We start from the raw sequence: 26740 nt of genomic DNA on the forward strand, positions 1-26740 counted from the left end.
CATCATCATGTCCCGCATGCTGTTCCTCAACACAACCGCCACCGACATCCCCGCGACACGCAAGTTCTTCGGAGAGCTCGGATTCGAGTTCAACGAGACCTTCAGCGACGAGAACACCCTGTGCCTGGTGATCAACGAACTCACCGTTGCCATGCTGATGACGCCCGCCCGGTTCCAGGACTTCATCACCGGAGGCATCGCCGACACCAGCAAAGAACGTGAGGTGCTGATCGCCATCTCCGCCGAATCCCGTGAGGCCGTGGACACACTCGTCGACAAGGCGCTGGAGATCGGTGGCTCCAAGTGGATGGACGCGCAGGATCACGGGTTCATGTACGGCCGTAGCTTCCTCGACCTCGACGGTCACGTGTGGGAGGTCACCTGGATGGATCAGTCCGCCATTTCGGGTTAGGACGGCATTTCGGGCTAGCTCGGCATCTCTGGCTGAACCGGTTCTTTCTCCGACGCCGACGGGCCGGGAGGCACGGCAGGCAGTCCGAACCGGGCGAAGTCGGCCTCCATGGTGTCGGAGAAGAAAGCCACCACATGGCCGACGCCGTCGGCGGTGATGTCCAGGACCTGCAATTGGAAGGGCCTGTGCACACCGTCGGCGTCGAGCATGTACAGCCCGAACGCGGGCTGGCCATTGGCCACCGCCGGCAGCAGCACCATGTCGCCGGCTGCCTTGGCCGGACAGTTGGAACCGATGAGCGTACCGATGACCTCCGGGCCCTGGTACCAGCCGGTGAACGGCGGCATCTCCCAGATGGCCTTGTCGGTGAACAACGCGACGATGGCATCGATGTCGTACGCCTCGAAGGCGTCGACCCACTTCTGCAAGAGTTCTCGCTGGGCGGCGTCTCCGGGCTCGACCACGGAATCACGCTCCGGCGCAACCTCTTTGAGCTGGGCTCGGGCGCGCTGGAGTAAGCTGTTCACCGTTGCGGTGGTCAACCCCAGCGTCTCGGCGACCTCGGCAGCGCGCCACTGGAGTACATCACGGAGGATCAGGATCGCGCGTTGGCGCTCGGGGAGATGCTGGAGCGCAGCGATGAACGCCAAACGGATGGATTCACGGGAACCGACGACGGTGGCGGGGTCCGCGGTCTCGGACAACGTCTCGTCCGACCCGGCAAACGGCTCGAGCCATGGCACCTCGTGGTCCTCGAGGAGAGCGCCCTGAGGATCCGACGACTCGCCGCCGAGTCCCGAGGGCAGCGGCCGACGTTGCTTGGACCCGAGAGCGGTGAGGCAGGTGTTGGTGGCGATCTTGTAGAGCCACGTACGCACCGAAGCGCGACCGTCGAACCGGTCGTAACCACGCCAGGCGCGGATGAACGTCTCCTGGAGAAGGTCCTCTGCGTCGTGATGTGAACCCATCATCCGATAGCAATGTGCAAGCAGTTCACGTCGGTACGGTTCGGTGACTTCCAGGAAGTCAGAATCTACCGCGGCCTCGATAGTCATGGGGAAAAGGTTACGGGAGCGGTCTGACAACAACCAGGGTTCTTTGGCCATCGATTGCGCCAGGTTGGGCGGTTTTCGGGTGTCCGGTCGAGCGATCGCCGCCGCTCGTGTAGAGGTTGGGGAATGATTCGAGTCGGCACCTCGGGGTGGGTGTATCCGCCCTGGCGAAAAACCTTCTATCCGGAGGGCCTGGCCCAACGCCGCGAACTCGAGTACATCTCCCGGGTTCTGAACTCGGTCGAACTCAACGGGTCCTTCTATTCTCTGCAGCGGCCGACCAGCTACCTGAAGTGGGCGGAGCAGACGCCCGACGATTTCCTCTTCTCGGTGAAGGGCCCGCGCTTTGTCACCCATATGAAGCGGCTCGTCGACGTGGACCAGCCGCTGGCCACCTTCTTCGCGTCGGGCGTACTGGCACTCGGACCCAAACTGGGGCCGATCCTCTGGCAACTGCCGCCCAATCTGCCGTTCGACGCAGACACACTCACGGCGTTCGCGCATCTGCTGCCGCGCACCACCACCGAAGCAGCCGAACTCTCCACGGGACACAGTGACCGCATCGCCGACCGGGCCTGGACCACAACCGACGCGGAGCGGCCGATCCGTCACGCACTCGAGGTCCGGCACCCGAGTTTCATGACACCGGAGTTGCCCGACCTGTTGCGTGAGCTCGACATGGCGCTGGTGCTCGCCGACTCGGCGGGCAAGTTCCCCGTGATCGACGAGGTGACATCCGACTTCGTCTACGCCCGTCTGCACGGCGACACCGAGCTCTACACCAGCGGCTACACCGACGAGGCACTCGATTCGTGGGCCGAGCGGTTCCGCGCGCGCGCGGTGGACCGCGATGTGTTCGTCTACTTCGACAACGACGCAAAGGTCAGGGCACCGTACGACGCGAAAGGGCTGCTCGACCGCTTGCAGTGACCTGGCTCGGGTAGCGTTGTCGCTGCGCTCAACAAGCGATGGCGCGCCAGGCAACGACTGGGGTGCATGATGATCGAGCGTTTGGACAAGCTGCAGAGGCGGCACCCCGTGTTGGGTTTCGGCATCGCCGTGATCTACAAATACGCGGACGATCAGGGCGGATATCTCGCCGTTCTCATGACGTACTACGCGTTCCTCGCATTGTTCCCCTTGTTGCTGCTCTTGACCACCGGCGTCGGCATAGTGCTCGACGACAATCCCGAGTGGCAGGCGAAGGTACTCGATTCGGCGCTCGGCCAGTTCCCGGTGATCGGCCCGCAACTCGGCGAACCGCAGGAACTCAGCGGTGGCACAGCAGGAATCGTGATCGGCATCCTCGGCGCCCTGTACGGCGCCTCGGGTGTCGGCCAGGCGGCCCAGAACGCGATGAACACCCTGTGGCAGGTGCCGCGTAACAACCGGCCCAACCCGATCTTCTCCCGGTTCCGCAGCCTGCTCCTGCTGACCGTGCTGGCGATGACCTTGGTGGGTACCGCTGTGTTGTCCACCTTCGCCGGACTACCCGGACCCCTGGGGGCCTTGGAGGGGGTGACCATCGGCCTTCTGGCAGTGGTCATCAACTCGGCGGTGTTCACCATTGCCTACCGCCTCAGTACCAGCAACGACGTGAGCTATCGCGATGTGTTGCCGGGCGCGGTCGCGATGGCGATCGTCTGGCAGCTGTTGCAGACATTCGGAACGGTCTACGTCACCCAGGTGGTGAAGAACGCGAGTACCACCAACAGTGTGTTCGCCGTGGTTCTGGGCCTTCTCGCGTTCTTCTATCTCACCTCCATCGCCGTGGTGTTCACCGCGGAGATCAACGTGGTGAGAGTGCATCACCTCTACCCGAGGGCGTTGCTGACCCCGTTCACCGACGCCGTGGACCTCACCCACGGTGACCGCAAGACATACACCCGTCAAGCAAAGGCCCAGCGAGCCAAGGGGTTCGAACACGTCGATGTCACGTTCCGCAAAGACGACGACACCTGAGACGCGTTCGGCGCTTCTGGCGTCAGATGACCCCGTGCAGCGGTGGTGGTGTGTCGTGCAGCAACGAACGACCGATGTGCTGGTACTTCCACCGCACCGGGTCGTGCAAGGTGTGCGTGCGCGCGTTGCGCCAGAAGTGATCCAGGCCGAGATCTGCTGCGGCGCTTCGCGTTCCTGATACCTCGAAGAGTGCGCTCGACACCTCGTTGGAGGCCCGGTCGGCAACAATCTTCGCTGTCGCCACCGCAATCGAAGCGGCGGCGGCTCGCTCTGCTGTCGCGTCGGCCTCAGCCACGAACGTGGCGTCCACCGCCTCGCCGGCGCTCTTCAGGGTTGCCTCGGCGGAGATCACCTCCACGGCCAACTCGCCGACGCGTTGAATCACCAACGGGTCGTCGATGGCGCGATCGACACCTGCCTCGAACCAGGGGCGACTGCGGCTTCGGACGAAATCTGTTGCAGCAGAAAGCGCTCCGCGAGCGATGCCGGCGTCGATGGCCACGTGCAGCAGCTGGGCAAACGCGCCGTACCCGGCGGGGGCGCCCACCGCGCGAGCCCGGGCGACCAACTGGTCGCGGCGCAGGGACACTCCTTCGAACGTGATGGTGCCGCTGCCCGTGGTGCGCTGGCCGAGTCCGTTCCAGTCATCGACGATGCGGACACCGGCGGCGTCGGCGGGGATGAACGCCACGTACTCGCCTTCGTCGAGACCCGTCTTGTGGTCGGGGTCGTCGAGCCGTGCCAGCACCGCGAGCGTATGGGCGTACAGCGATCCGGTGCAGTAGTACTTCGAGCCGTCCAGACGGAGTACGCCGCGGTCCGCTCTGACCGTGGTGGTGATGTCGGCAACGGTCTTGCCGCCCCGCTCGGACTGCGCATTCGCGATCCGGCTTCCGCCCAATACCGCCTCGAAGAGATCGCGCTGCTGTGGTGGATCAGCAGCCAGACGAAGCAGATTCAGGTACACGAAGTGGCTGTGCGGGATCTGCGCGATGTTGGGATCGGCTGTTGCAAGGATGCGGACCACCTCGGCCACGATGCTCGGCGGCAGGTCTGCACCACCGAAACGGCTCGGCACCGTGATCGCCAGCAGTCCGCTGGCCGACAGCTGATCGATCTCGCGATAGGGGAGTTTTCGGTCGCGATCGCGAGCCACCGCGCCGGTGGCGAAATGTGCTGCCAGGTCGTGGGCCACCGACAGTGCCTGCTCGGCAGTGTCGATGCGAGAGGCGATCGCGGTGCTCACGATGCGCCGACGCCGGCTTCCGCGTCGGCCGCTTCGAGTTCACGAACCAGCGGCAGCACCTTCGCACCGAAGTATTCGATCTCTTCCTGAAAGTGCAGGAAGCCGCCGAGGACCAGGTCGACGCCAAGCCGCTTGTAGGCGACGATCCGCTCGGCGACCTGTTCCGGCGTGCCGATCAGCTTGGTCTTGAACCCGTCGTTGTACTGCACGAGGTCCTCGAAGCTCGACTCGGCCCACATGCCCTTGCCGTCCGAGGTGGACGCGCCGGCCTGCTGCACCGAATCCCGGAACCCCTCGACTGCAGGACGATTGGCCTTCTCGATGATCTCCCGGAGGGTGTCCCGGGCCTCGGCCTCGGTGTCGCGGGCGATGATGAACCCGTTCAGACCGAACTTCACCTCGCGGTCGTGCGCCCTGGCGACCGCACGCAGGTCATCGACCTGCTCGGTGACACCATCGAAGTCCTTGCCGTTGGAGAAGTACCAGTCGGCGAAGCGTCCGCCGTTGCTGCGGGCGGCGGTGGAGTTACCTCCCTGGAACAGTTCGGGATTGGGGCGCTCGGGTGTGTTGAGCGGCTTGGGCTTGAGGGTGAAGTCACGGATCCGGTAGAAGTCGCCACCGTAATCGACATTGTCCTCGGTCCAGATCTTGCGGATGACCTCGAGGAACTCGGCACTGCGCCGGTAGCGTTCGTCGTGCTCGAGCCAGGGCTCACCCAGCGCCTTGAACTCTCCGGCGAACCATCCCGACACGACGTTGATGGCGAACCGGCCGCCCGAGAGGTGGTCGGCGGTAGCCCCGAACTTGGCCAGCACCGCCGGATGCCACAGGCCGGGATGGATGGCTGCGATGACCTTGAGCTTTTCGGTGGCCCCCAACAGTGCAAGGCTGAAAGCTGTTGATTCGTGCTGGAACTCGGCGCCGTAGGACGCCATGTACCGCACCTGTGACAGTGCGTACTCGAAGCCGTTGTTCTCGGCGGTCTGTGCGAGCTTCTTGTTGTACTCGAAGTCCCAGCTCGTTCGCTGTTCGATGTCACTGGTCACCAGGCCGCCACTGACGTTGGGGACCCAGTAGGCGAACTTGATCTGATCGGCGATGTGTTCGGTGCTCACGGTTTGCTCCAATGGTTCTGCGGGAGGGGTCAATCGGGCTAGGTGAAGGCGGGTTGGGTGAAGGCGCAGCCCGTCAGGACGCGCCGGCCGGCGACAACGACGGCAGGAAGGCTCCCCGGACAGGCTCGGACACGCGGTCATCGGCACTGAGCAGGCCGCGCCGGATGAGTCTCGGGCGCACGCCCTCTCCGAAGTGGTAGGCCTCTTCCACGTGGGGGTAGCCGGACAGGATGAAGTGATCGAGCCCCAGAGCCGCGTACTCCGCGATGCGGTCGGCCACCTCGTCGTGCGAGCCGACCAGCGCAGTGCCGGCTCCGCCTCGGACGAGCCCGACGCCGGTCCAGAGGTTCGGGTAGATCTCAAGCGAACGGGCATCGGTACCGCTGCTGAACGCCGCGCCTCCGCCGTGCAGTTCGAGCATTCGCCGTTGCCCTTCTGATTCCGAGCGGGCGAGGTTCTGCTGGGCTCCGGCGACCACCTGCGGGTCGAGTGCACCGAGAAGCCGGTCGGCTTCGGCCCAGGCCTGTTCCGCGGTGTCCCGCGAGATCACGTGCAGCCGGATGCCGTAGGACAGCTCACGACCCTCGTCCGCGGCGAGCCCGCGGATCCAGTTGAGCTTCTCGGCGACCGCGTCCGGTTTCTCACCCCAGGTCAGATAGGTGTCGGCGTACTTGGAAGCGACGGTTCCCGCTGCCGGGGAGGAACCGCCGAAGAACACGGGCGGAAGCGGATCGGGCTTACGGGCCAGGTGAGCGCCCTCGACCCGCAGATGCTTGCCCGTGAAGTCCACCGGGCCGTCGGAGGTCCACAACTGCCGGATGATGTCGAGGTACTCGCCGCACCGCTCGTACCGGGCCTCCTTGGACAGGAAGTCGCCGAAAGCGCGCTGTTCCGACGATTCACCTCCGGTGACCACGTTGAGCAGGAGCCGTCCCTTCGACTGCCACTGATAGGTCGCCGACATCTGTGCCGACAGGGTGGGGCTGGTCAGCCCCGGTCGCAGGGCGACGAGGAACTTGAGGGTGTCGGTGGTCTCCAGCAACATCGCGGTGGACAACCACGCGTCCTCGCACCACAAGCCGGTGGGCGTGAGGACGGCTTCGAATCCGTTGACCTCGGCGGCACCGGCGAGCTGATTGAGATAACGCAGATCGGCGGGCCGATCTCCGGACATGTCAGAACCGTGACCACCCGCCATCAGATTCCGTGAGTCGCCATACGTCGGCAGGAACCAGTGGAAATGCAGGGACACGGAGGACGCCTTTCTGTTCATCTGGCGGTTCGTCTGGAGCGACCCGTGGTCGACGACGCCAAAAGCCTGGAGTTTCGAACACAGTGTGGGCGGCGTCGACGCGGCGATCCCAGGGTTCGGATCGGTGTGATTCCAAGTCGGCGATCGCCGCTGCCGCGGGGCTATTCTCGCCGGTGAGCGCGGTGTCGACCTGCGCTCAGATCGTCACGTCCGCGACCCCGGTCCGTTGGACAGGTGTCGTCGCCGCTGCTACTTTGACCTTCATGACGAGCAACGGCCACCACATCCCGGAGGTCACCTATGTGACCACCGCGCTGGGATGTCGTCTGCCTTTCGCTCGTGTCCTCTGTTGTCGAATGTCCTGACCCGAACCGCCGCGATCGCGGCATTTCTCTCAGACATTTCCCCGCCCCGGCCATCGTTGGTCCTGGAGGCGACAACTCGATGAGGACCTTCGATGACTGCAACACTTGACCACCGCATAGCAACACCTGTTCGCCCGTCCGCTCGACCCAATGTCCCGGAGACGCAGCGCAGCGGAGTTCGGCAGGGTGGCCCAGCCGGATCGCGGATCGGTTCGCCTGCTCGGCCCGCTCATCCGCAGCCCGCGCCCGGTCAGAAGCCGGCGCCCGCCAAGTTCGGCGGAACCCGCGCCGGTATCCACGTCGCGACACCTCAGCTTCATCTGTCGACCAAACCGGCGGCAGTTGTCCTGCGAGCGGCCCGGCTGCACGGCCCAGTGTTCCGCGACGCGGCATCGGCCGCATCGGGGTTGAGTATCTCGACGGTGAACCGTCAGGTCAGCGCCCTGCTGAAGGCCGGGCTACTGCGCGAGCGTGCCGACCTGGCACCCGCAGGCGCAATCGGTCGTCCCCGCCTCCCGTTCGAGCTGAACACCGCCGAATACCTGACGGTGGGCATCCACATCGGTCTCAAGGTCACCTCGATCACCACCCACGACCTGTTTCACCGCGTGGTTGGCGCCATCCAGATCCCGACCCCGGCTGCCGACACCCCCGAGCAGACCCTGACGTCGATCGGATTGAGCGCGAAACGTTTCCTCTCTCGCTGGCAGAACAAGCGCGTGCTCTGGGCCGGGGTGGCGCTGGCCGGCCGGGTCGACAACGGCGGACGTGTGAGCCATTCCCGGTTGAACTGGCAATCCGCGCCCGTCGGCGAGGTCCTGGCATCGGTGATCGGTCTGCCCATCTCGGTGGCCTCGCACGTCGAGGCGATGGCTGCCGCGGAACTCCTGCTCAACCCCCAAGCGGAATTGTTGGTCGATCCAGGTCAAGAAGGCGGCAGCTTCGTCTACTTCTACGCCCGGGAAACGGTTGGTATCGCCTTCACCGTCGGTGGAAGCGTGTACACACCCACCGCCGGGCCGCCGGAGATCGGACATTTCCCCGCGGGCCGCACCGAACTCCTCGACCCCCACCGCACCGGTCGCCTCGAACCGACCGTGAGCGACACCGGTGTGGTCGACGCCGCGATCGCTGCGGGGTTGACCATCGAGACCGTCGAAGACGTGCACCAGCTCGCTGCCGCAGGCAACGACGTGGCCCGCGCCATCCTGACCGAGAGGGCCGAAGTACTCGGCCGTGCGGTCGGCCTCATCTCTGACATCTTCAACCCCGACCACGTTGTCCTGGGCGGGCAGGCGTTCACGGATGCGCCTTCGACTCTGCCCGTGGTGGCCAGAGCTGTTCGCGAGACCTCTGTGTCCGAACGGCGCGACGTGCGCGTGTCACGGTCGGGTGCCACCGTGCAGCAGCAGGCCGCCGGCGCGGTTTCGCTTGATGCGATCTACAGCGACCCGATCGAGGCCCTTTCCCGGAGTCTGTGAAACGCAATCGAGCGGGCCGGATGACCGGCCCGCTCGATGTACTTACAGCGTGTTGTCAGTCCGTGGTGCGCTTGCGGTAAGCGCGCAACGCGAACGGCGCGAAGATCAGCGTGAGTGCCACCGACCAGAGGACCGTGGAGAGTTCCGGGTTCTGAAGTGGCCACGGGGCATCGGCCGGCGCCGCCGGTCCATTGCCCCACAATTCGCGCATCGCCTGGACGAGTGACGAGATCGGGTTCCACTCCGCGATGGTGCGCAACCAGGTGGGCATGGGCTCTGTGGGCACAAAAGCGTTGGACAAGAACGTAATCGGGAACAGCAAGGTGAACATCACGCCGTTGACCGCTTCTGGCGACCGCATCACCGAACCGATCAGGATGCCGAACCAGATCATGGCGAACCCGAACACCAGCACCAGAGCAAAAGCCAACGCGGCCTTGGCGATGCCTTCGTGGATGCGCCATCCGATGAGCAGACCCGTGATGGCCATGACCACGATGCCGATCGACGAGTGGATCAGCGCTGCGACCGAACGTCCGACCAGAACGGACGACCGTGCCATCGGCAACGACCGGAAGCGGTCGATGATGCCCTTCTCCAGATCGTTGGTGAGACCAAGCGCGACGATGAACGCAGAGAAGGCAATGGTCTGGCCCATGATCCCGGGCAACAGCCACTCTTTGTAGTCGAATCCGGAGCCAGGACTGATCGACGCACCGAACACGTACGCGAACAACAGCACGAACATGATCGGCTGCACCGTGACGTCGGACAGCATCTCTGGCTGGCGCTTGGTGTGTAACAGGTTGCGCCGCACCATGACCAGAGATTCTCGGACCAGATCAGGCCGGCCTGCAGCGGATTTCGGGGTGGAGCGGCCGGTGTCGGCCGGTGACGTGGTGGTGGTCATGACTTGTTCTCCTCGTTGTCGGCGTCCTCTGCGCGGTGTCCGGTGAGGGAGAGGAAGACGTCGTCCAGGCTCGGACGGGTGAGTCCGATGTCGTCGACTGCGATCTCACTGCGTTCGAAGATCCCGGCGATCCGGGTCAGGTCGGCGAGTCCATCGGCGCTCGCGGTGAGCTGGCGTGCGGACTCCTCGACGAACACCTCGCCGCTGTTCTCGCGCAGCAACCGGGTGGCTTCTTCGAGATCGTCGGCATGCGAGACCGTGATGACCAGACTGGCCTGCCCGGCTTGTTCCTTGAGTTGTAGTGGCGTGCCGGCGGCAATGATCTTGCCCCTGTCGATGACAACGATGTCGTCGGCGAGCTGGTCGGCCTCTTCGAGATACTGCGTGGTGAGCAGCAGCGTGGTTCCGTCATTCACCAGCGATCGCAGCACGTCCCAGAGTTCCTGGCGGCTGCGCGGGTCGAGGCCGGTGGTGGGCTCGTCCAGGAAGAGCACCGGCGGCGAGGCCAGGAGGCTGACCGCGAGGTCGAGCCGACGGCGCATACCTCCCGAGTAGGTCTTGACCACGCGGTCCGCAGCGTCGGTCAGCGAGAACTGCTCGAGCAGTTGGTCGCCGGACCGGCGTACGTCCTTACGGGGAAGACCGTAGAGGCTGCCGATCATCCACAGGTTCTCTCGGCCGGTGAGCAATTCGTCGACCGTCGCAGCCTGACCGGTGAGGCCCATGTTGCTGCGGACGAGATCCGGGTTCTCCCGTACGTCATATCCGGCGATGCGAGCAGTGCCCGACGTCGGCTGACTCAGTGTTGTCATCATGCGGACCGTGGTGGTCTTGCCCGCGCCGTTGGGCCCGAGCAGTCCCAGGACGGACCCCGGTGGAACCGAAAAACTAACTCCGTCGACAGCGCGGACGCCGTCGAATTCTTTGACCAGGTCGATGGCTTCGATCGCCAGGTCGGTGGCCCCCGTGGCAGTTGTCATGCGGGTAACCGTATCGACCGACTCTGACATCGGGCCAGCGCTTTTATCGCCGAGCTGGGTCACGGAACACTCCTCTGGTGGATGGATGCCGAATCGGACAAATCCGGCTTCCGGTGGTCTTCTGTCCTGATCAGCTGATCTGATGGTTCATGTTCAAGTGCGCTTGAAGTCAAGGGCTCGTCCCCCCGGCGGTCTGTTCATCTTGTATTCGTCTGCGACGGCGGCTTTCCGTCGCCCTGTGTCGGACTTCATCGCCGAGGCCCGCACGCGGCAGTCGGTTCAAGCGACCTGCTGCAGTTTGATCATTGCCCCGAACGGATCGCCGATCGTGGCGAGGCGCCCGTACGGGGTGTCCTCGGGCGCTGCCACGACAGCCCCACCGAGTTCGACGGCCTCGGCAACGGTTGCGTCGACGTTGTCGGTGCCGATGTAGATGGCCCAGTGCGATGGGACCTCGGACGGCAGGTAACCGGAGGCGTCCATGATTCCGGCATAGCCTTCGCCCGGCGCCCTGTCGGGAAGACTCAGCTGGCTGTAGCGGAACTCGTCCGTGTCCCCGAGGCTGACGACGGGATTGCCGAGCACCTCGCCGTAGAACTCGACGGCTCGTGGGTAGCCGGTGGTCTGCAGCTCGAAATACGTTGCGGCACCGGCTTCCATGTGCAGTTCGAATCCGGTGTGCTGACCTGGTTGCCACAGTCCGAACACCGCGCCGTGCGGGTTTGCGCCTGTCTCGGGATCACCGCCCGGATCCATCACGATCGCCATGGTGCCCTGCTCCGGTATCTCCATCGGGTCTTAGAACACGCTGCCACCCGAAGCGGCGACGGTTTTGACGGTCGCCTCGATGTCGGAGGTCTGGAAGTAGGTGCACCAGAAGTCCGGCATTCCCGGATCTGGTTTCGGACCGAGGCCGGCAATCAGCTTGCCCTTGTGGGTGAACTGCGAATACCCGCCGAAGCGCTCGTCCATCTCGGTGTGGTCCCAGCCGAACAGTCGGCCGTAGAAGTCCGCGGCAGCGCCGGGGTCGGTACTCGACAGGTCGAACCAGACCGCAACGCCGTCGGAGTGGGTGGGAACTGGCATTTTTGGCTCCTCTGAAGTATCGAAAAAGATCTCGGGAAGGTAGACACCCGGCGCCGCGAGAACTCATCGCGGCAACGCCGAACCGGCTCGCACGCCGCAGATGCGGCTATACTCGATTGACAGCGCCGCACATGCGGCGCACCATCGTCAGGTGGGCGATCTCAAGATTCGACAGGCGGCAGAACTCCTCGGCCTCAGCGACGACACGGTGCGCCGGATGATCAGCGGGGGACAGCTCCCCGCCCATGTCGACGGCAGCGGCCGTCAGGTGGTCGACGGGGCCGACCTGGCCAAGGTCGCGCGCGACCGGGCACCCGGCGTCGTGTCGACCGATGCACCGGTGGCGCGTTCGGCCCGTAACCGATTCGTGGGCCTGGTCACCGACGTGCGCTCCGACCCGGTGATGAGCCAGGTGACCTTGCAGTGCGGCCCGTTCGAGGTGACCTCGTTAATGAGCACCGACGCCGTGAACGAACTCGGGCTACGGCCCGGGGAGGTCGCGACAGCGGTGGTCAAGGCCACCACGGTCATCGTCGAGACCAGGAGCAGGTGATGGGCCGGCGGAGATCCACGACATCGGTTCGACTCTCCGAGTCGCTCGGTGTGGTGTTCGCTGCCGCCCTGGTGCTCGCAGGGTGCTCGACCAGCGGCACAGAAGGCGGACAAGACGACGAAGCCGGCCTCACCGTGTTCGCCGCAGCCTCGTTGAAGAACAGCTTCACGGCATTGGCCGACGAGTTCTCCGAGACGCACGGCGGCGTCGACGTCTCCCTGAACTTCGACGGCTCCCAGGCGCTTGTCACGCAGATCGAACAGGGCGCCGACGCAGACGTCGTGGCCACGGCCGACGAGAAGAGCATGGCGAAACTGGGCGAGAAGGTGGCTGATCCGCAGATCTTTGCCACCAATGTGCTCACCATCGTCACCGCCCCGGGGAATCCAAAGAACATCCGTACCCTGGCCGACGTGACGAAAGACGGTGTCACGACTGTCATCTGCTCGGTGAGTGTGCCCTGTGGCAGCGCCGCCGCCCTGGTCGAGAAGAACACCGGTATCGACATCAAGCCGGTGAGTGAGGAAACGGCGGTGACCGGGGTACTCAGCAAGGTCCAGACGGGGCAGGCCGACGCGGGATTGGTGTACGTCACCGACGCCGTCGGCGCGGGTGACTCGGTCACCACCGTCGCCGACCCCGCCCTTGCCGCGGTGGTCAACGCATATCCCATCGGGACAGTAGCCGAGTCGGAGAACGCACCTCTGGCACAGCAATTCGTCGACATGGTCACGGGTGCGCAGGGGGCGGCGGTACTCGAGCGAATGGGCTTCGGGCCGGCGACGTGAAGGCTTCGCAATCCGGTCTCAAGGCCGTTCCGGCATGGTTGTACGTGCCGGCCGCCCTCGGTATCGCACTGGTGATGCTGCCGCCCATCGCATTGGCGGTGAACACTCCCTGGGAAGACTTCTGGGACAACATCACGTCCGAATCATCCGTGGACGCACTGGCGTTGAGCGTGCAGACGGCCGCGATCAGTACCGTCCTGTGCATCCTTCTGGGCGTTCCGATGTCGATCGTGTTCGCGCGGCGCGGTGGCAGCACCGTGCGCGTGGTGCGTTCGGTGGTGCTGCTGCCTCTGGTCCTGCCGCCGGTGGTCGGGGGAATCGGTCTCCTCTACGCCTTCGGGAAGTTCGGCTTGGTGGGCGAACATCTTTCGGCCATCGGAATCGACATCGCATTCACCACCTCGGCAGTGGTGCTGGCGCAGACCTTCGTGGCACTTCCCTTTCTTGTCATCAGTCTGGAGGGAGCGCTGCGCACCGTCGGGGCGCGATACGAACAGGTGGCGGCCACGCTCGGGGCGTCGCCCACCCGCACCCTGTGGAAAGTGACAATGCCACTGGTGTTTCCGGCGCTGCTCTCCGGAATGGTGCTGGCGTTCGCCCGTGCGCTCGGCGAGTTCGGCGCGACGATCACGTTTGCGGGCAATCTCCAGGGTGTCACCCAGACTGCGCCGTTGGCGATCTACGTTGAGTCGATCAGTGAACCGGAACAGGCGCTTCCGCTCTCCGTGGTCCTCGTCGTGGTCGCGTTGCTCGTCGTGGTGGCCGTGCACGTGCGCGATTCGCGGCGGACGGCTGTGCTGTGACAGGCGATCTGGTCGCGTCGCTGCGCAATGAGCTGCCGGCCATCGACGTCGAACTGACTGTTCCGCAGGGGCATACCGTCGCCGTCATGGGCCCCAACGGTGCCGGCAAGAGCACACTGATGAATCTGCTGGCCGGATTGTCGAGGCCGGGTGCCGGACGAATAGCCCTGGGATCGCGAGAATTGTTCGGCAACAGCACTTTCATGCCTCCACACCGACGCGACGTGTCGATGCTGACGCAGCAGGGACTGTTGTTCCCACACCTCACCGTGAGGCAGAACGTGGCGTTCGGACCGTCGGCGAGGCGCCTGCCAAGAGCTCAGATCAGGGCTCGCACCGACAAGTGGCTCGACGCCGTCGGCGCCACCGAACTCGCGGATCGCAAGCCGGCGCAACTGTCCGGAGGTCAGTCGCAGCGGGTGTCGCTGGCGCGCGCGCTTGCCACCGAGCCGTCGGTGCTGCTGCTCGACGAGCCGTTCAGTGCACTCGATGTAGATGTGGTCCACCGCATCCGGTCGATGCTCCGACAGATTCTCGCGGACCGCGCGCGGATCACGGTGTTGGTGACCCACGACGTCGCTGACGCCGTGACGCTCGCTGACTCGGCGGTCATCTTGGCCGAGGGCCGGATCGTGGCGCGTGGCCCGGTCCGTGACTTGCTGGCCAGCCCGATCAACCAGTTCTCGGCGCAACTCGCCGGACTCAATCTGGTGAGCGGAGTCTGGAACGGTGACGTCCTGGAAGCCGCCGGCTTTGCGGTCTCCGGATTGCTCGATGCGCCGATTGCGCCGGAAAGTGCTGTGATGGCGGCCTTTTCGCCGCGCGCTGTCGCCGTCTATCGGGAGCGGCCCAGCGGCAGCCCGCGCAACGCCGTGAAGGCCGTTGTTGTGCAACTTGTTCCGCAGGGCGATCTCGCACGGATCGACGCCCGGGTTGCTGATGGAACGATCCTCACCGCGACCGTGACCTGGTCGGCCGTCACCGAGCTGGGACTTGTTGCCGACGATGAGGTGTTCCTGGTGATCAAGGCGAGTGAAGTGACCGTGTACGAGAGTCGGCACTGACACTCTCACTCGTTCGCATTGGTAATGAATTGTCTTCTTGCAGCTTCAGTTTTCGGTGGTCGCTTGCCGATGGCCGGGATGCGCCCACCCCGATTCTCGGGCATCAGAATATTCCGACACTCATCGGTGATGCATCGAAAGGTGTTACGTTCACCCAACCGGAGAGAACGATGAGACTGCAGTAGTCGGGTGGGTGGCATGGCGTTCGTCGGCGGGGAGGGTACCTGCGTGTCGGCGGCTGCCTGTCTGCGCACCCGACAGTGAGCGGAAGGCCAGACAGATGGCATTGAACGTGTTGAGCAAGCGTGTAACCAGCAGGTGTGCAATCACATTCGCCGTGGTCACCCTCACTGCGGGAACCATGGCGGCGTGCACGTCGACCGATTCCGGTGACGACTCGAACCACCTGCAAGAACTCAAGGACAAGGGTGTTGTCACCGTGGGGTTCGCGGGTGAGGCGCCTTACTCGTTCGAGCAGGACGGCAATCTGACCGGTGCCACGGTGGCACTGCACCGAGAGATCTTCGGGAACCTGGGTATCGAGACCGTCGAGGGTGTGAACGCTGATTTCGGTTCTCTCATACCTGGATTGCAGGCCAATCGGTTTGATGTCGTGAGCGCCGGTATGTCGATCTTGCCGCAGCGCTGCGAGCAGGCCGCGTTCGGTGACCCCGAATTCAACTACACCACCGCATTGATGGTCACGCAGGGCAATCCCAAGGGGCTCAAAGACATGCAGTCGGTGAAAGACAGCGGCGCCCGATTGGCCACCATGACCGGTGCGGTCGAGTCGGATTACGCCGAGTCCCTGGGAATCGAGAGCACGCAGGTGGCCACGCCGCAGGACGGAATGGATGCCGTCATGTCGGGCCGGGCGGACGTCTTTGCGCTGACCGCCATCTCACTCAACTGGATGAAGACCAACAACCCGGGCGCGCCGGTTGACGTCACCGAGTCCTTCGTGGCGAACATCGATGGAAAGCCACAGGTGGGTGCCGGTGCCACGGTGTTCCGCACCGATGACAAAGAGTTGCTCGAGGCGTACAACACCGAGTTGGCGAAGATCACGTCGGATCCGCAGAAGTATCTGGATCTGGTCGGCGAGTTCGGCTTCACAGAAGAAGAACTGCCCGATCCCAACCTGACCACTGCCCAACTGTGTGAGGGCGTTTGATCCCGGCCGGAGCGGTAACCCTCCGTGGGTGAGAACTTCGACACCTTCCTGGATGCATGGCCTCGCATCCAGGAAGGCATCCTCACGACGATCTACCTGACGCTCGGCGGCGCTGCGCTTGCCTTTGTACTCGCCCTCCTGCTCGGTCTCGCTGCGGGAAACAAGTACGTGCTGGTCAGGGGTGTCTCCCGCACCATTGTGGAGTTCTTTCGAGGCACTTCTCTACTGGTCCAGTTGTTCTGGCTCTTCTACGTGTTGCCCCTGCTCGGATTCCAGCTCGAAGCGATGTTCTGTGGGATTCTCGCCTTGGGCCTGAACTACGGCGCGTACGGCGCCGAAGTGGTCCGTGGATCCATTGCGGCGGTACCTGCCACCCAGTGGGAAGGCGCTGTTGCGCTCAACTTCTCACCGTGGCAGCGGCTGCACCGCATCATTTTTCCGCAGGCCTGGGTGCAGATGTTGCCGCCGCTGAACAACCTGCTGATCCAGTTGCTGAAAGGCAGTGCGCTGGCCAGTTTCGTTCTGCTGCAAGATCTCACGTATCAGATCGAGCAGCTCCGACGAGGGACCGGCGACACGGTGTTCGCGTTCGGGATCGGTCTGGTTCTGTACTTCTGCATCGCCTACGTGCTGACGCTGGTGATGAACCTGCTGGAGGTCCGCGCGAAGTCGCGTCTCGGAGCGGGGCCATCGATGCGCGAGGTCCTGCGGCTGCGCCCTGAGCGGCCCGGCGAGAGCATCGGGGTGGGCCGATGAATGCGCAGTGGAGCTGGGAACGGGCGTTCGACTCGCTGCCGGTGCTGCTCGAAGGGTTCCGGATCACGTTGCTGGCCACCGTGCTGGGCTTCCTGATCGCAGCGGTGCTGGGATTGGCCGTTGCGGTGGTGCGGCACAGTGCTCCCAAAGCGGTGACGGTTCCATTGCGCATGGTCACCGAGTTCATCCGGCTCACGCCACTCGTGGTGCAACTGCTGTTCGCCTACTACCTGCTGCCGCAGTTCTCGGCGTTGCAGATCGGCATCGTTGTACTCGGTATCCACTACTCCACCTACATGGCCGAGGTCTATCGCGCCGGCATCGACGCGGTACCACCGGGCCAGTGGGAGGCAGCGCACGCACTGTCGCTGCCGACGGTGCGCAAGTGGCGGGCTGTGGTGCTTCCACAGGCAATCCGCAAGACCACTCCCGCACTGGGGAACTACGCGATCTCGATGTTCAAGGACACCCCGTTCCTCTTCGCCATCACCGTGGTCGAGATGGTCACCGCGGCGCAGCAGTACGGCGCCAAGACCTTTCAGTACCTCGAACCGATCACCATGGCCGGGGTCATCTTCCTCATCGCCAGTTACCCCACATCCGTCCTGATCAGAAGACTGGAGAAGCACCTTGCCTACTGAGGGCACGTCGGGCTCGGCGCGCGACAACAACACACCGATGATCCTGTTCGACAAGGTCGTCAAGAAGTACGGCGACCATGTGGTGCTCGACCATCTGGACTTCCGGGTCACCCGGGGCGAACGGGTGGCCCTGATCGGCCCCAGCGGCTCTGGCAAAACGACCATCCTCAGGTTGCTGATGACGCTGGAGACGCTGGACGGCGGAGTGATCTGGGTCGACGGCGCACCGTTGACCCACCAATACAAGGGGGACAAACTGGTTCGTGCGTCCGAGAAGCACCTGCGTGTGGTGCGCGCCAAGATCGGCATGGTGTTCCAGCATTTCAATCTGTTCCCCAACATGACTGTGCTGCAGAACATCACCGAGGCCCCGATCCATGTGCTGGGCCTGAGCAAATCGGAAGCGACGAGCAGGGCGCGCGAGCTGCTCGAGACCGTAGGACTGTCGGACAAGGAGAACGCCCACCCGACAAAGCTTTCCGGCGGGCAGCAGCAGCGCGTGGCGATCGCGCGGGCACTGGCCATGGACCCCGACGTCTTGCTGCTCGACGAGGTGACCTCGGCGCTCGATCCCGAACTGGTGGCCGATGTGCTCGGGGTCTTGCGCACGATCGCCGAGACGACGGAGATCACGATGTTGATCGTGACCCATGAGATGGGTTTCGCCCGCGATGTGGCCGATCGCGTCCTGGTGTTCGACGCGGGCAAGATCGTGGAAGAAGGCGACCCGGTCGACATCTTCACCAACCCCCAGCAGGAACGTACCAAGACGTTCCTCAAGGCAGTCCTGTCCAAGTGAAGGCCGCGACGTCGCGAACCGTCGAACGGTCAGGAGTCGGTGGCGTTCGCCGGTTTCCGGTTCGGTTCCAGGCTGCGCGCACGTAATCGCTTGTAGCCCCGCACATTGAGCGGGCCGACGGACTTGAAGAAGAACCGCTCGTCATCGACCGCATTCGCAAACGTCGTGTCGGTGAGTACTGTGCCCGGGCGCGCCGAGCTGGTGAGGCGAGCGGCGATGTTCACGGGTTCGCCGAAGACGTCGCCGAGTCGCGTCAACACGGTTCCGAGCGCAACACCCACCCGCAGCGGAGGCAGGCCGTGTTCGGCCGAGAGGTGTTGCAACGCAATGGCGATCTCGGCGCCCGCAACCGGATCCTCGGTGGAGAACATCACCGCATCGCCGAGTGTCTTGACCACGTGACCACCGCGCGAGTTGACCACCTCGAACGCGTTCGTCTCGAACGTCTCGAGGAGATCGTCGAGTTCTTCCATCCCGATCTTGCGTGAGAGACTGGTGTAGCCGACGATGTCGACGAAACCGATTGCCATGGTGCGATTTTCGCCCTCACTCATCGAGAGCGCATTCTGCAGTGCGGCCGACAGGTGGCGGCGCCAGATCAGGATTTGCACCCGCTGGACAGCCTGGAGCATCTGGGCGAGGTCCGGACTGTCGGCGGCCCGCATCCGCTCAGCGATGTGGTGTGCCTGCCATTCGGCCAGCCGCGACATCGTCTGGCCGAGAGCACGTGCCATCCCGATCTCGAACTCCTCGGGCTGTGCCTCGTCGAGGCCATGGACGAGTTGCAAGGCCTGGACGTCGTCGGCGGTGAAGAGGGGTTCGTCGGTCTTGTCCATCGCGAACCCGAAAGCGGTCCACACCCGGTCGGCGAACTCGGTCGGGATGTTGAGTGCGGCGGTGACGTCTTCACGGGTGAACAGTCGCTTGCCGCCGAGTAGCAGCGATTCGATCGCTTCAGCGGAGACATCCGACTCGTCGGTCATGACATCGGCGTCCGAGAGGGATCGGTTGCCGGAACCACGGGCAGGCCCAGTACGCCTTTCATCAGGTACGCGAGCAACGCAGGCATCTCGGGCCGAGTCCAGTTGCGACGCAAGCGCATGGCGTCATTGGCGATGGTCAGTGCTGCGTGCACGGTCAGTGCGGCCTCCGGGCCTGGAAGGTCGGTCTCGATCTGCTCGACCAGGTTCACCCATCGTGCCACGTACCGGCGTTGGTAGAGGATGAGTTCGCCATTGTCGAAACCTTCGAGGACGCTGCGGCTGTTGAACGAGACCGACAGGTCCGGAGTGGACGTGAGGACCTGGATGTAGGAGTCGACGAGCAGGGACAGCAGGGCTGCGGGGTTGTCGGCCACCGAGTACGCGGCGATCGCGCTGGCCTCGAGGCGGTTGGCGCTGCGCTGGCTGATCGCGATCAGGATCGCTTGTTTGCTCGGAAAGTGCTTGTAGACACTGGGGCCGGTGATACCCACGGCCTCGCCGATCTCGTCGACACCCACGGTGGCGAATCCGCGCCGCTGGAACAGTTCGGCGGCCGCGTCGAGGATCTCGTCGCGCCGGCCGGCGGGCTCGGCGAGACCCGCAGGCGGAGGTGCGATGGCGGCCGCGTGATCGGGGGTCATCTCCACCACCCGGCCGACCAGCGTCACCAGACGTGCGATGGCGCGTGAGTTCGAGATGCGGGTGCGGTGTACGGACACACTGCCGTTGACGCTGAGGATGGTCCACGCCAGTTGGTCGACATCACGGGGGGACAGGTCGGTGCGGTGACCGAAGACCGCCCCCGACCACCGGTGCAGCACGGTGCGGGTGCGCCGGGCTACCTCGTCGTTCTGCTCTGGGGACAGGTGGGCGGTGGACCAACGCCAGAGCGCTGCCGAGTTCGGATTGGTGACCCCGAGTGCACACAGCTTCTCGATGGCCTTGCCGATCGGGATTTGGCCGTCCGCCGCAGGCGAGAGGGCGGTGTCGGTGCATTGCTCGATGTCCTCGACGCCCGACATCACCGCGGCGAACAGGATCGCCTGTTTGTCGGCGAAATGACGGTAGATGGAGGGGCCCGTGACGCCCGCGGCCTTGGCGATGTCCGCCACCGAGACGTGGTCGTACCCGCGCGCCAGGAACAGTTCGGCCGCGCGGTCGACCAGCTGGCGCTTGCGATCGGCGGGCCGACTCTGGCGCTGGGGGCGCGAGACGGGTGTGACGTCGGGGTTGGTGGACATTGTGAATCCACCCTAGCTCATGAAGGCGCTATTGAATGCTGCTCTGTACTCGGGGTATGGTCAAATAAGTTACAGCGCGTTAGCCTCATGTAGCTGGAGGAATATCAGCGAGGCGAGCGCCCGCGAACATCGCAGTTCATTTGAAAGGAAACCTCAGCGTGACTGATGCATACATCTACGAGGCCATTCGTACGCCTCGTGGCAAGCAGCGTAAGGGCTCGCTGCACAGCGTGAAGCCCGTCGACCTCATCGTCGGCCTCATCAACGAACTCAAGGTCCGCTTCCCGGACATGGATCCCGCCGACATCGACGACGTGATCCTCGGTGTGGTTTCCCCCGTCGGCGAGCAGGGTGCGGTCATCCCGCGTACCGCCGCCCTCGTGGCAGGACTGCCGGACACCGTGCCGGGCACCCAGATCAACCGCTTCTGCGCCTCCGGCCTCGAAGCCACCAACCTCGCGGCCCAGAAGGTCGCGTCGGGCTGGGACAACCTGGTCATCGCCGGCGGCGTCGAGTCCATGTCGCGCGTGCCCATGGGCAGTGACGGTGGCGCGATGTTCACCGACCCCGCCACGGCCTACGACCTCTACATCGCCCCGCAGGGCATCGGCGCAGACCTGATCGCCACCATCGAAGGTTTCTCCCGTGAAGACGTCGACGCGTACGCCGCCGAGTCGCAGGCGCGCGCCGAGGCCGCATGGTCGGGCGGATACTTCGCCAAGTCGGTCGTGCCGGTCAAGGACATCAACGGCGTCACGCTGCTCGACCACGACGAGCACCGTCGTCCCGGCAGCACTGTCGAGAGCCTGGGCAAGCTGAAGTCGGCCTTCGAGGGCCTGGCCGCGATGACCGGCTTCGATGACGTGGCGCTGCAGAAGTACGTCAACGTGGAGAAGATCAATCACGTTCACACCGGCGGCAACTCGTCCGGCATCGTCGACGGTTCAGCTCTGGTGCTGGTCGGCAGCGAAGAGGCAGGCAAGCGCGCCGGCCTCACCCCGCGGGCCCGCGTCGTGGCCACCGCACAGACCGGCAGCGACCCCACGATCATGCTCACCGGACCCACCCCGGCCACCGAGCTGGTACTCAAGAAGGCCGGACTCACCGTCGAGGACATCGACGTGTTCGAGCTGAACGAGGCGTTCGCCTCGGTTGTCATGAAGTGGCTCAAGGATCTGAAGATCCCGCACGAGAAGACCAACGTCAACGGCGGTGCCATCGCGATGGGCCACCCGCTCGGCGCAACCGGCGCAATGCTGGTGGGCACCGTGCTCGACGAGCTCGAGCGCACCGGCGGCCGCTACGGCCTGATCACCTTGTGCATCGGTGGCGGCATGGGTGTTGCCACCATCATCGAGCGTGTCTGACCTCCCGGACTTCTTCCCCCTTCGCCAGAAAGAGCTTTGAATACCTATGACTGACAACATGATCGGCTGGGAGCAGGACGGCGACGGCGTCGTTGTGCTCACCATGGACGACCCGAACCAGGGCGCCAACACGATGAACGACCTCTACACCTCGTCGATGGCCGCGACCGTCGACCGGCTCGAGGCCGAAAAAGACAACATCACCGGTGTTGTGCTGACCTCGGCGAAGAAGACCTTCTTCGCCGGCGGCGACCTCAAGGACATGACGTCCGACCGTAAGGGCACGGACAAGGCTGAGCTGGCCACCCAGATCACCAACCACACCAACGGGATGAAGGCGGTGCTGCGCCGGCTCGAGACCCTCGGCAAGCCCGTGGTCGCGGCCATCAACGGTGCCGCACTCGGTGGCGGCCTCGAGATCGCGCTGCACACCCACTACCGCATCGCTGCCGACGTCAAGGGCATCAAGATCGGTCTGCCCGAGGTCACCCTGGGTCTGCTGCCCGGCGGCGGCGGCGTGGTCCGTACGGTTCGTCTCCTCGGCCTCCAGAACGCGTTGATGAACGTGCTGCTGCAGGGCCCGAGTTTCAACGCCACCAAGGCGAAGGAAACCGGTCTCGTGGATGAGGTCGTCGGTTCGGTCGACGAACTGATCCCCGCTGCGAAGGCGTGGATCTCGGCGAATCCCGAAGCGGCACAGCCGTGGGACACAAAGGGCTACAAGATGCCCGGTGGCTCACCGACCAGCCCGTCGCTGGCCCAGATGCTCCCGGCCATGCCCGCCCTCCTGCGCAAGCAGCTCAAGGGTGCCCCGATGCCGGCGCCGCGTGCCATCATGGCTGCCGCGATCGAGGGTGCATACGTCGACGTCGACACCGCGGACATCGTGGAGACGCGCTACTTCGTGTCGCTGGTGACCGGTCAGGTCGCACAGAACATGATCAAGGCGTTCTTCTTCGACCTGCAGGCCATCAACGGTGGCGCCTCGCGTCCCGAGGGCTTCGAGAAGTACACCGCCAAGAAGGTCGGTGTCATCGGCGCCGGCATGATGGGTGCGGCAATCGCGTATGTCTCGGCCAAGGCCGGCATCGAGGTCGTCCTCAAGGACATCAACATCGAGGCCGCCGAAAAGGGCAAGAACTACTCGGTCAAGCTGGAGGAGAAGGCTCTCTCGCGTGGGAAGACCACCCAGGAGAAGTCCGACGCGCTGCTCGCCCGCATCACCCCGACCACCGATGCGGCCGACTTCAAAGGTGTCGACCTGGTGATCGAGGCGGCCTTCGAGTCGGTTGAGGTCAAGCACCAGGTGTTCCAGGAGATCGAGGACATCGTCGAGCCCGACGCGATCCTCGGCTCCAACACCTCCACGTTGCCCATCACCAGTCTCGCCGAAGGTGTGAAGCGGTCCGAGGACTTCATCGGAATCCACTTCTTCTCGCCGGTCGACAAGATGCCTCTGGTGGAGATCATCAAGGGCGCCAAGACCTCTGATGCTGTGCTGGCGAAGGTCATCGACTACACCCTGCAGATCCGCAAGACCCCGATCGTCGTCAACGACAGCCGTGGATTCTTCACCTCGCGGGTCATCGGCACCTTCGTCAACGAGGCCATCGCTGCTGTCGGCGAAGGTGTGGAGCCCACGTTCATCGAGCAGGCGGGCGCACAGGCCGGATACCCGGCTCCGCCGCTGCAGCTCATGGACGAGCTCACGCTCACCCTGCCGCAGAAGATCCGCAAGGAAACCGAGAAGGCACTCGCCAACGAGGGCAAGCCGGTTCCCCAGCACGGTTCCAATGCCGTGGTGGACAAGATGGTCGACGACCTCGGTCGTCCCGGACGCTCCGGCGGCAAGGGTTTCTACGAGTACGACGAGAACGGCAAGCGCGTCCGCATCTGGCCGGGTCTGCGTGAGGCGTTCAACTCGGGCACCAAGGAGATCCCCTTCGAGGACATGAAGGAGCGGATGCTCTTCGCCGAGGCCCTCGAGACCGTCAAGTGCTTCGACGAGGGTGTGCTGGAGACCGTGGCCGATGCGAACATCGGCTCGATCTTCGGTATCGGATTCCCCGCCTGGACCGGCGGCGTGATCCAGTACATCAACCAGTACGAGGGTGGCCTGCAGGGCTTCGTCGACCGCTCACGCGATCTGGCATCGAAGTACGGCAAGCACTTCGAGCCGCCGCAGTCGCTCGTCGACAAGGCAGCCAAGGGCGAGAAGTACTGACGCTCCCGGTGATCGAGGACTGACCGACAGGTCAGCGACTCAGCTCGTCACGGCCCGGTTCCCGCAAGGGGGCCGGGCCGTTGTCGTACCCGCCGGTGGGTGGGTGGACGGGGGCCAACTCGGGTCGTTTGGGCGACAATCCGTCGCCGAGTGACCTGCGCCGCATGCGGCGGATGATCCAGGGAATGAAAAACGTTCGGGCCCAGAGTGCTTCGCGAGCGATGACCTGGGCTGCGGTCAGCTCTGGGCGTGGTGGCAGGGGAGCGCCCCAATCAGGTTCGCTGTCAGCAAGATTCAGTGCATACGCGGCTCCGGCCGCAAACCGATCATGACCGAAGGGCGACGCGTGCAACCGGTCGGGTGACCAGGACCGCGGGTCGAGAAGCACTGGGGCGCTGGCGAGGTCGACGAGAACGAAGCCGTAGCTGTCGGCGAACTCGCGCATCATCTGATTGACCGCCAGGAGTCGTGACTCGATCCGCCGCGCGATGGGAACGGTCCTGGCCATATTGGGATAGGTGGAGATCAGCACGGTCGCCGAGGTTCGGGCGAGTTCACGATAGATGAAGTCGAGGTCGCGGCGGACCTCTGCGAGGCCGGTGCTGGCAAGCACGTCGTTCATGCCGAGAGGTGCGGCGATCAGGTCGGGTTCCATCGCGAGCGCGGGGTTGAGCTGCTGATCCCGGATCTGGCGCGTTCGGCGTCCGCGCACAGCGAGATTGGCGTAGCGGAAATCGGGATTGTCCTGGGACAGGCGTTCGGCGAGCCGGTCGGCCCATCCACGGTATCCGGTGACATCGTCACCGTCGCACATTCCTTCGGTCTGGCTGTCGCCGATGGCCACAAAACGTGAATAACTCACCGTGACATTTTATGTGGCGACCCAGCTCTTTCCGGTGCGCCGCTCCGCGCGCACCGCGTCAAGCTGCACGGTTATAGCTCAGAGTCGGGCATTTCGGGCGGGTTCGCGGTTTATCAACAGGCCTATTTCTGCTCCCGAATTGCTCCCGAATTCACCTTGACACCGTTGTAAGGCAAGGGCTACTTTTCGAGTGGCCCAGATCACACCCCGGACTGGGCACGCCGAATGCATTCGCATCCGGCGCACATCCCGTGTAACTCGGAGGGCCTGGCCCGGGCTTGTCAGTCGTGGCCACATGCCGCCGGGAAAGGCATTGAAATGCGCAAGAGAACCAGCCGGATGGCGGCAATATTTGTCGCGGCGGCGTGTGTCTTTTCCGTCGTCTCCTGTAGCGACGACAGCGGGTCCGACGAAGGCGGCACCACTGCGGCCGCCCCGTCGGAGAGCGGTACCAAGGCGACCGGCACTCCGATCAAGGTCGGATTCCTCAATCCGTCGAACGGTCCGATCACCCAGCCAGGAGTAGAGGTCGGCCAGAAGGCCGCGGTCAAGTACATCAACGATTCGCTCGGCGGTGTCGACGGCCATCCGATCGAGGTCACCAGTTGCGCGGTCGACGTGTCCGCACCCGAGTCGACCATCGGTTGCGCCAATCAGCTTGTGCAAGCGGGTGTCTCCGCGGTCATCGACGGCTACGACGCCGCGTCCAGCGCTGCACTTCCCATCCTCAAGTCGGCGAACATCCCACTCGTCGGCCAGATCCCGTTCGATTCGGTGACCGGTTCGTCAGCAGACAACCGCGTTTACTTCGGTCCGCCGCAGGCGTCCTTCCTGGTGGGCGTGATGCAGTCGCTCAAGGCGCAGGGTAAGAACTCGCTGACGCTGGCGAATGTGGACGTCGCAGCCGCGCGGCAGACATTCGAACGCATCCTGATGCCGCTGGGCCAGCAGCTCGGCCTGGACGTGAAGAGCGTCTACTACTCGCCGACCAACCCGAACTACACCGCGCTTGCATCCACGATCAACTCCGGTAACCCCGATGCGGGTGGTCTGATGACGTCGCAGACCGATGCCAACTGCACCAAGCTCGCGCAGTCGCTCAAGTCCGTCGGCTTCAAGAACACCATGTTCCTCGCTGCCTGCACCGAGTTCATCGAGACGATGGGTGCACAGGCTGTCGGCGCCCAGACCTACTCGCCGATCTGGCTCGAGCCGGCAAAGGACTCGGCCCCGGCCGAGATGCAGGAGAACCTGGACATCACCAAGAAGTACGTGGATGAGGCAGGCGACTCCGGCGGCTTCTACGCCTACGGCACCTTCTCGACGTTCGTCGACTTCGCCCGGACGCTGAACACCGCCAAGCCGGCCGAGTACACCGGACCGTCGATCCTCGCCGCACTCAAGGGTGTGACCGACTACCAGAGCTGGTTGGGCCCGAAGCTCAGCTGTGGCAAGGCGACCTCGCCGAACTGCACCACCGAGATGTTCGTCTTCGAGGTGGTCGGTGACAAGAAGACCGAGCCCGTCGGCGGCGGACTGACCCAGCCCAACCCGGCTGCACTGCAAGCCATCCCGGGCGCCAGCTAGTCGAACCCGCTCCACGACAGCACAAACCACTGGGGGG

At 64.4% G+C, this 26740-nt stretch carries 26 protein-coding genes; 15 read left to right on the forward strand and 11 right to left on the reverse strand.

Annotated elements, in window-relative coordinates:
* The first annotated feature begins 7 nt into the window (after positions 1-7).
* Entirely contained in the window at positions 8-412 is a 405-nt protein-coding gene (locus WIMU1_RS09635; protein WP_062796745.1) for a VOC family protein, read from the forward strand.
* Positions 413-426: 14 nt separating this feature from the next.
* Here WIMU1_RS09635 and WIMU1_RS09640 read toward each other — a convergent pair whose 3' ends face one another.
* Positions 427-1467, reverse strand: coding sequence for a sigma-70 family RNA polymerase sigma factor (locus WIMU1_RS09640; protein ID WP_062797546.1), 1041 nt, complete (start codon positions 1465-1467; stop codon positions 427-429).
* A 123-nt stretch (positions 1468-1590) separates the two neighbouring features.
* On the opposite strand from WIMU1_RS09640, the gene WIMU1_RS09645 reads away from it, so the two are divergent.
* Positions 1591-2394, forward strand: a complete 804-nt coding sequence (locus tag WIMU1_RS09645; RefSeq protein ID WP_062796747.1) for a DUF72 domain-containing protein — start codon at positions 1591-1593, stop codon at positions 2392-2394.
* A gap of 69 nt (positions 2395-2463) precedes the next feature.
* On the forward strand, positions 2464-3426 hold the full coding sequence (locus WIMU1_RS09650) for a YihY/virulence factor BrkB family protein (protein ID WP_062797547.1): 963 nt from the start codon (positions 2464-2466) through the stop codon (positions 3424-3426).
* Positions 3427-3448: 22 nt separating this feature from the next.
* Here WIMU1_RS09650 and WIMU1_RS09655 read toward each other — a convergent pair whose 3' ends face one another.
* From WIMU1_RS09655 to WIMU1_RS09665, 3 genes are all read right to left on the reverse strand, one after another.
* Entirely contained in the window at positions 3449-4672 is a 1224-nt protein-coding gene (locus WIMU1_RS09655) for an SfnB family sulfur acquisition oxidoreductase (protein ID WP_062796749.1), read from the reverse strand.
* The gene (gene sfnG, locus WIMU1_RS09660; protein WP_062796751.1) at positions 4669-5787 is read right to left on the reverse strand and encodes a dimethylsulfone monooxygenase SfnG; all 1119 of its coding nucleotides are present in this window, start codon (positions 5785-5787) and stop codon (positions 4669-4671) included. The genes WIMU1_RS09655 and sfnG overlap by 4 nt, the downstream gene beginning before the upstream one ends.
* 73 nt (positions 5788-5860) lie before the next feature.
* Positions 5861-7039, reverse strand: coding sequence for an LLM class flavin-dependent oxidoreductase (locus tag WIMU1_RS09665; RefSeq protein WP_062796753.1), 1179 nt, complete (start codon positions 7037-7039; stop codon positions 5861-5863).
* Between the two features lie 457 nt (positions 7040-7496).
* Between WIMU1_RS09665 and WIMU1_RS09675 the strand changes: the two genes are divergently transcribed.
* The gene (locus tag WIMU1_RS09675; RefSeq protein ID WP_062796757.1) at positions 7497-8885 is read left to right on the forward strand and encodes an ROK family protein; all 1389 of its coding nucleotides are present in this window, start codon (positions 7497-7499) and stop codon (positions 8883-8885) included.
* A 55-nt stretch (positions 8886-8940) separates the two neighbouring features.
* Here WIMU1_RS09675 and WIMU1_RS09680 read toward each other — a convergent pair whose 3' ends face one another.
* The 4 genes from WIMU1_RS09680 to WIMU1_RS26665 form a co-directional block, all read right to left on the reverse strand.
* A complete protein-coding gene (locus WIMU1_RS09680; protein WP_023962411.1) occupies positions 8941-9795 on the reverse strand; it encodes an ABC transporter permease in 855 nt (284 codons plus the stop codon).
* The gene (locus tag WIMU1_RS09685) at positions 9792-10775 is read right to left on the reverse strand and encodes a daunorubicin resistance protein DrrA family ABC transporter ATP-binding protein (protein WP_023962413.1); all 984 of its coding nucleotides are present in this window, start codon (positions 10773-10775) and stop codon (positions 9792-9794) included. Before WIMU1_RS09685 ends, WIMU1_RS09680 begins: the two co-directional genes overlap by 4 nt.
* Positions 10776-11054: 279 nt before the next feature.
* Positions 11055-11567: a VOC family protein gene (locus WIMU1_RS26660; RefSeq protein ID WP_062796759.1), complete on the reverse strand. Its 513-nt coding sequence runs from the start codon at positions 11565-11567 to the stop codon at positions 11055-11057.
* A gap of 6 nt (positions 11568-11573) precedes the next feature.
* Positions 11574-11861, reverse strand: a complete 288-nt coding sequence (locus WIMU1_RS26665) for a VOC family protein (protein WP_062796761.1) — start codon at positions 11859-11861, stop codon at positions 11574-11576.
* A gap of 100 nt (positions 11862-11961) precedes the next feature.
* On the opposite strand from WIMU1_RS26665, the gene WIMU1_RS09700 reads away from it, so the two are divergent.
* The 8 genes from WIMU1_RS09700 (at position 11962) to ehuA (ending at position 18439) form a co-directional block, all read left to right on the forward strand.
* A complete protein-coding gene (locus WIMU1_RS09700; protein WP_062796763.1) occupies positions 11962-12414 on the forward strand; it encodes a TOBE domain-containing protein in 453 nt (150 codons plus the stop codon).
* Entirely contained in the window at positions 12414-13202 is a 789-nt protein-coding gene (gene modA / locus WIMU1_RS09705; RefSeq protein ID WP_062796765.1) for a molybdate ABC transporter substrate-binding protein, read from the forward strand. The genes WIMU1_RS09700 and modA overlap by 1 nt, the downstream gene beginning before the upstream one ends.
* A 74-nt stretch (positions 13203-13276) precedes the next feature.
* Complete coding sequence (locus WIMU1_RS09710; RefSeq protein WP_169805143.1) at positions 13277-14005, forward strand: ABC transporter permease; 729 nt, start codon at positions 13277-13279, stop codon at positions 14003-14005.
* Positions 14002-15069, forward strand: coding sequence for a sulfate/molybdate ABC transporter ATP-binding protein (locus WIMU1_RS09715; RefSeq protein ID WP_062796769.1), 1068 nt, complete (start codon positions 14002-14004; stop codon positions 15067-15069). Before WIMU1_RS09710 ends, WIMU1_RS09715 begins: the two co-directional genes overlap by 4 nt.
* A gap of 280 nt (positions 15070-15349) precedes the next feature.
* Positions 15350-16243 carry an ectoine/hydroxyectoine ABC transporter substrate-binding protein EhuB gene (gene ehuB / locus WIMU1_RS09720; RefSeq protein ID WP_062796771.1) on the forward strand — a complete coding sequence of 298 codons (894 nt, stop codon included), beginning with the start codon at positions 15350-15352 and terminating at the stop codon, positions 16241-16243.
* Between the two features lie 24 nt (positions 16244-16267).
* Positions 16268-16999, forward strand: a complete 732-nt coding sequence (ehuC, locus tag WIMU1_RS09725; protein WP_062796773.1) for an ectoine/hydroxyectoine ABC transporter permease subunit EhuC — start codon at positions 16268-16270, stop codon at positions 16997-16999.
* Entirely contained in the window at positions 16996-17640 is a 645-nt protein-coding gene (ehuD, locus tag WIMU1_RS09730; RefSeq protein WP_023962427.1) for an ectoine/hydroxyectoine ABC transporter permease subunit EhuD, read from the forward strand. The genes ehuC and ehuD overlap by 4 nt, the downstream gene beginning before the upstream one ends.
* Before the next feature lie 37 nt (positions 17641-17677).
* Positions 17678-18439, forward strand: a complete 762-nt coding sequence (gene ehuA, locus WIMU1_RS09735; protein ID WP_062796775.1) for an ectoine/hydroxyectoine ABC transporter ATP-binding protein EhuA — start codon at positions 17678-17680, stop codon at positions 18437-18439.
* A 29-nt stretch (positions 18440-18468) separates the two neighbouring features.
* Here ehuA and WIMU1_RS09740 read toward each other — a convergent pair whose 3' ends face one another.
* Both WIMU1_RS09740 and WIMU1_RS09745 read right to left on the reverse strand, forming a co-directional pair.
* Positions 18469-19422, reverse strand: coding sequence for an adenylate/guanylate cyclase domain-containing protein (locus WIMU1_RS09740; protein ID WP_062796777.1), 954 nt, complete (start codon positions 19420-19422; stop codon positions 18469-18471).
* Positions 19419-20663 (reverse strand): TetR/AcrR family transcriptional regulator, encoded by a 1245-nt coding sequence (locus WIMU1_RS09745; RefSeq protein ID WP_062796779.1) that lies wholly within the window; start codon positions 20661-20663, stop codon positions 19419-19421. Before WIMU1_RS09745 ends, WIMU1_RS09740 begins: the two co-directional genes overlap by 4 nt.
* 158 nt (positions 20664-20821) lie before the next feature.
* Between WIMU1_RS09745 and WIMU1_RS09750 the strand changes: the two genes are divergently transcribed.
* Both WIMU1_RS09750 and WIMU1_RS09755 read left to right on the forward strand, forming a co-directional pair.
* Positions 20822-22030: an acetyl-CoA C-acetyltransferase gene (locus tag WIMU1_RS09750; protein WP_023962434.1), complete on the forward strand. Its 1209-nt coding sequence runs from the start codon at positions 20822-20824 to the stop codon at positions 22028-22030.
* A 46-nt stretch (positions 22031-22076) separates the two neighbouring features.
* Positions 22077-24254 carry a 3-hydroxyacyl-CoA dehydrogenase NAD-binding domain-containing protein gene (locus WIMU1_RS09755; RefSeq protein WP_030175147.1) on the forward strand — a complete coding sequence of 726 codons (2178 nt, stop codon included), beginning with the start codon at positions 22077-22079 and terminating at the stop codon, positions 24252-24254.
* Positions 24255-24285: 31 nt separating this feature from the next.
* On the opposite strand, the gene WIMU1_RS09760 is transcribed toward WIMU1_RS09755, so the two are convergent.
* Positions 24286-25116 (reverse strand): SGNH/GDSL hydrolase family protein, encoded by an 831-nt coding sequence (locus WIMU1_RS09760; protein WP_084248129.1) that lies wholly within the window; start codon positions 25114-25116, stop codon positions 24286-24288.
* Positions 25117-25434: 318 nt separating this feature from the next.
* On the opposite strand from WIMU1_RS09760, the gene WIMU1_RS09765 reads away from it, so the two are divergent.
* Positions 25435-26703, forward strand: coding sequence for an ABC transporter substrate-binding protein (locus tag WIMU1_RS09765; RefSeq protein WP_023962438.1), 1269 nt, complete (start codon positions 25435-25437; stop codon positions 26701-26703).
* The last annotated feature ends 37 nt before the right edge of the window (positions 26704-26740 follow it).

The organism is Williamsia muralis NBRC 105860 (assembly GCF_001598915.1).
Classification (GTDB): domain Bacteria; phylum Actinomycetota; class Actinomycetes; order Mycobacteriales; family Mycobacteriaceae; genus Williamsia; species Williamsia muralis.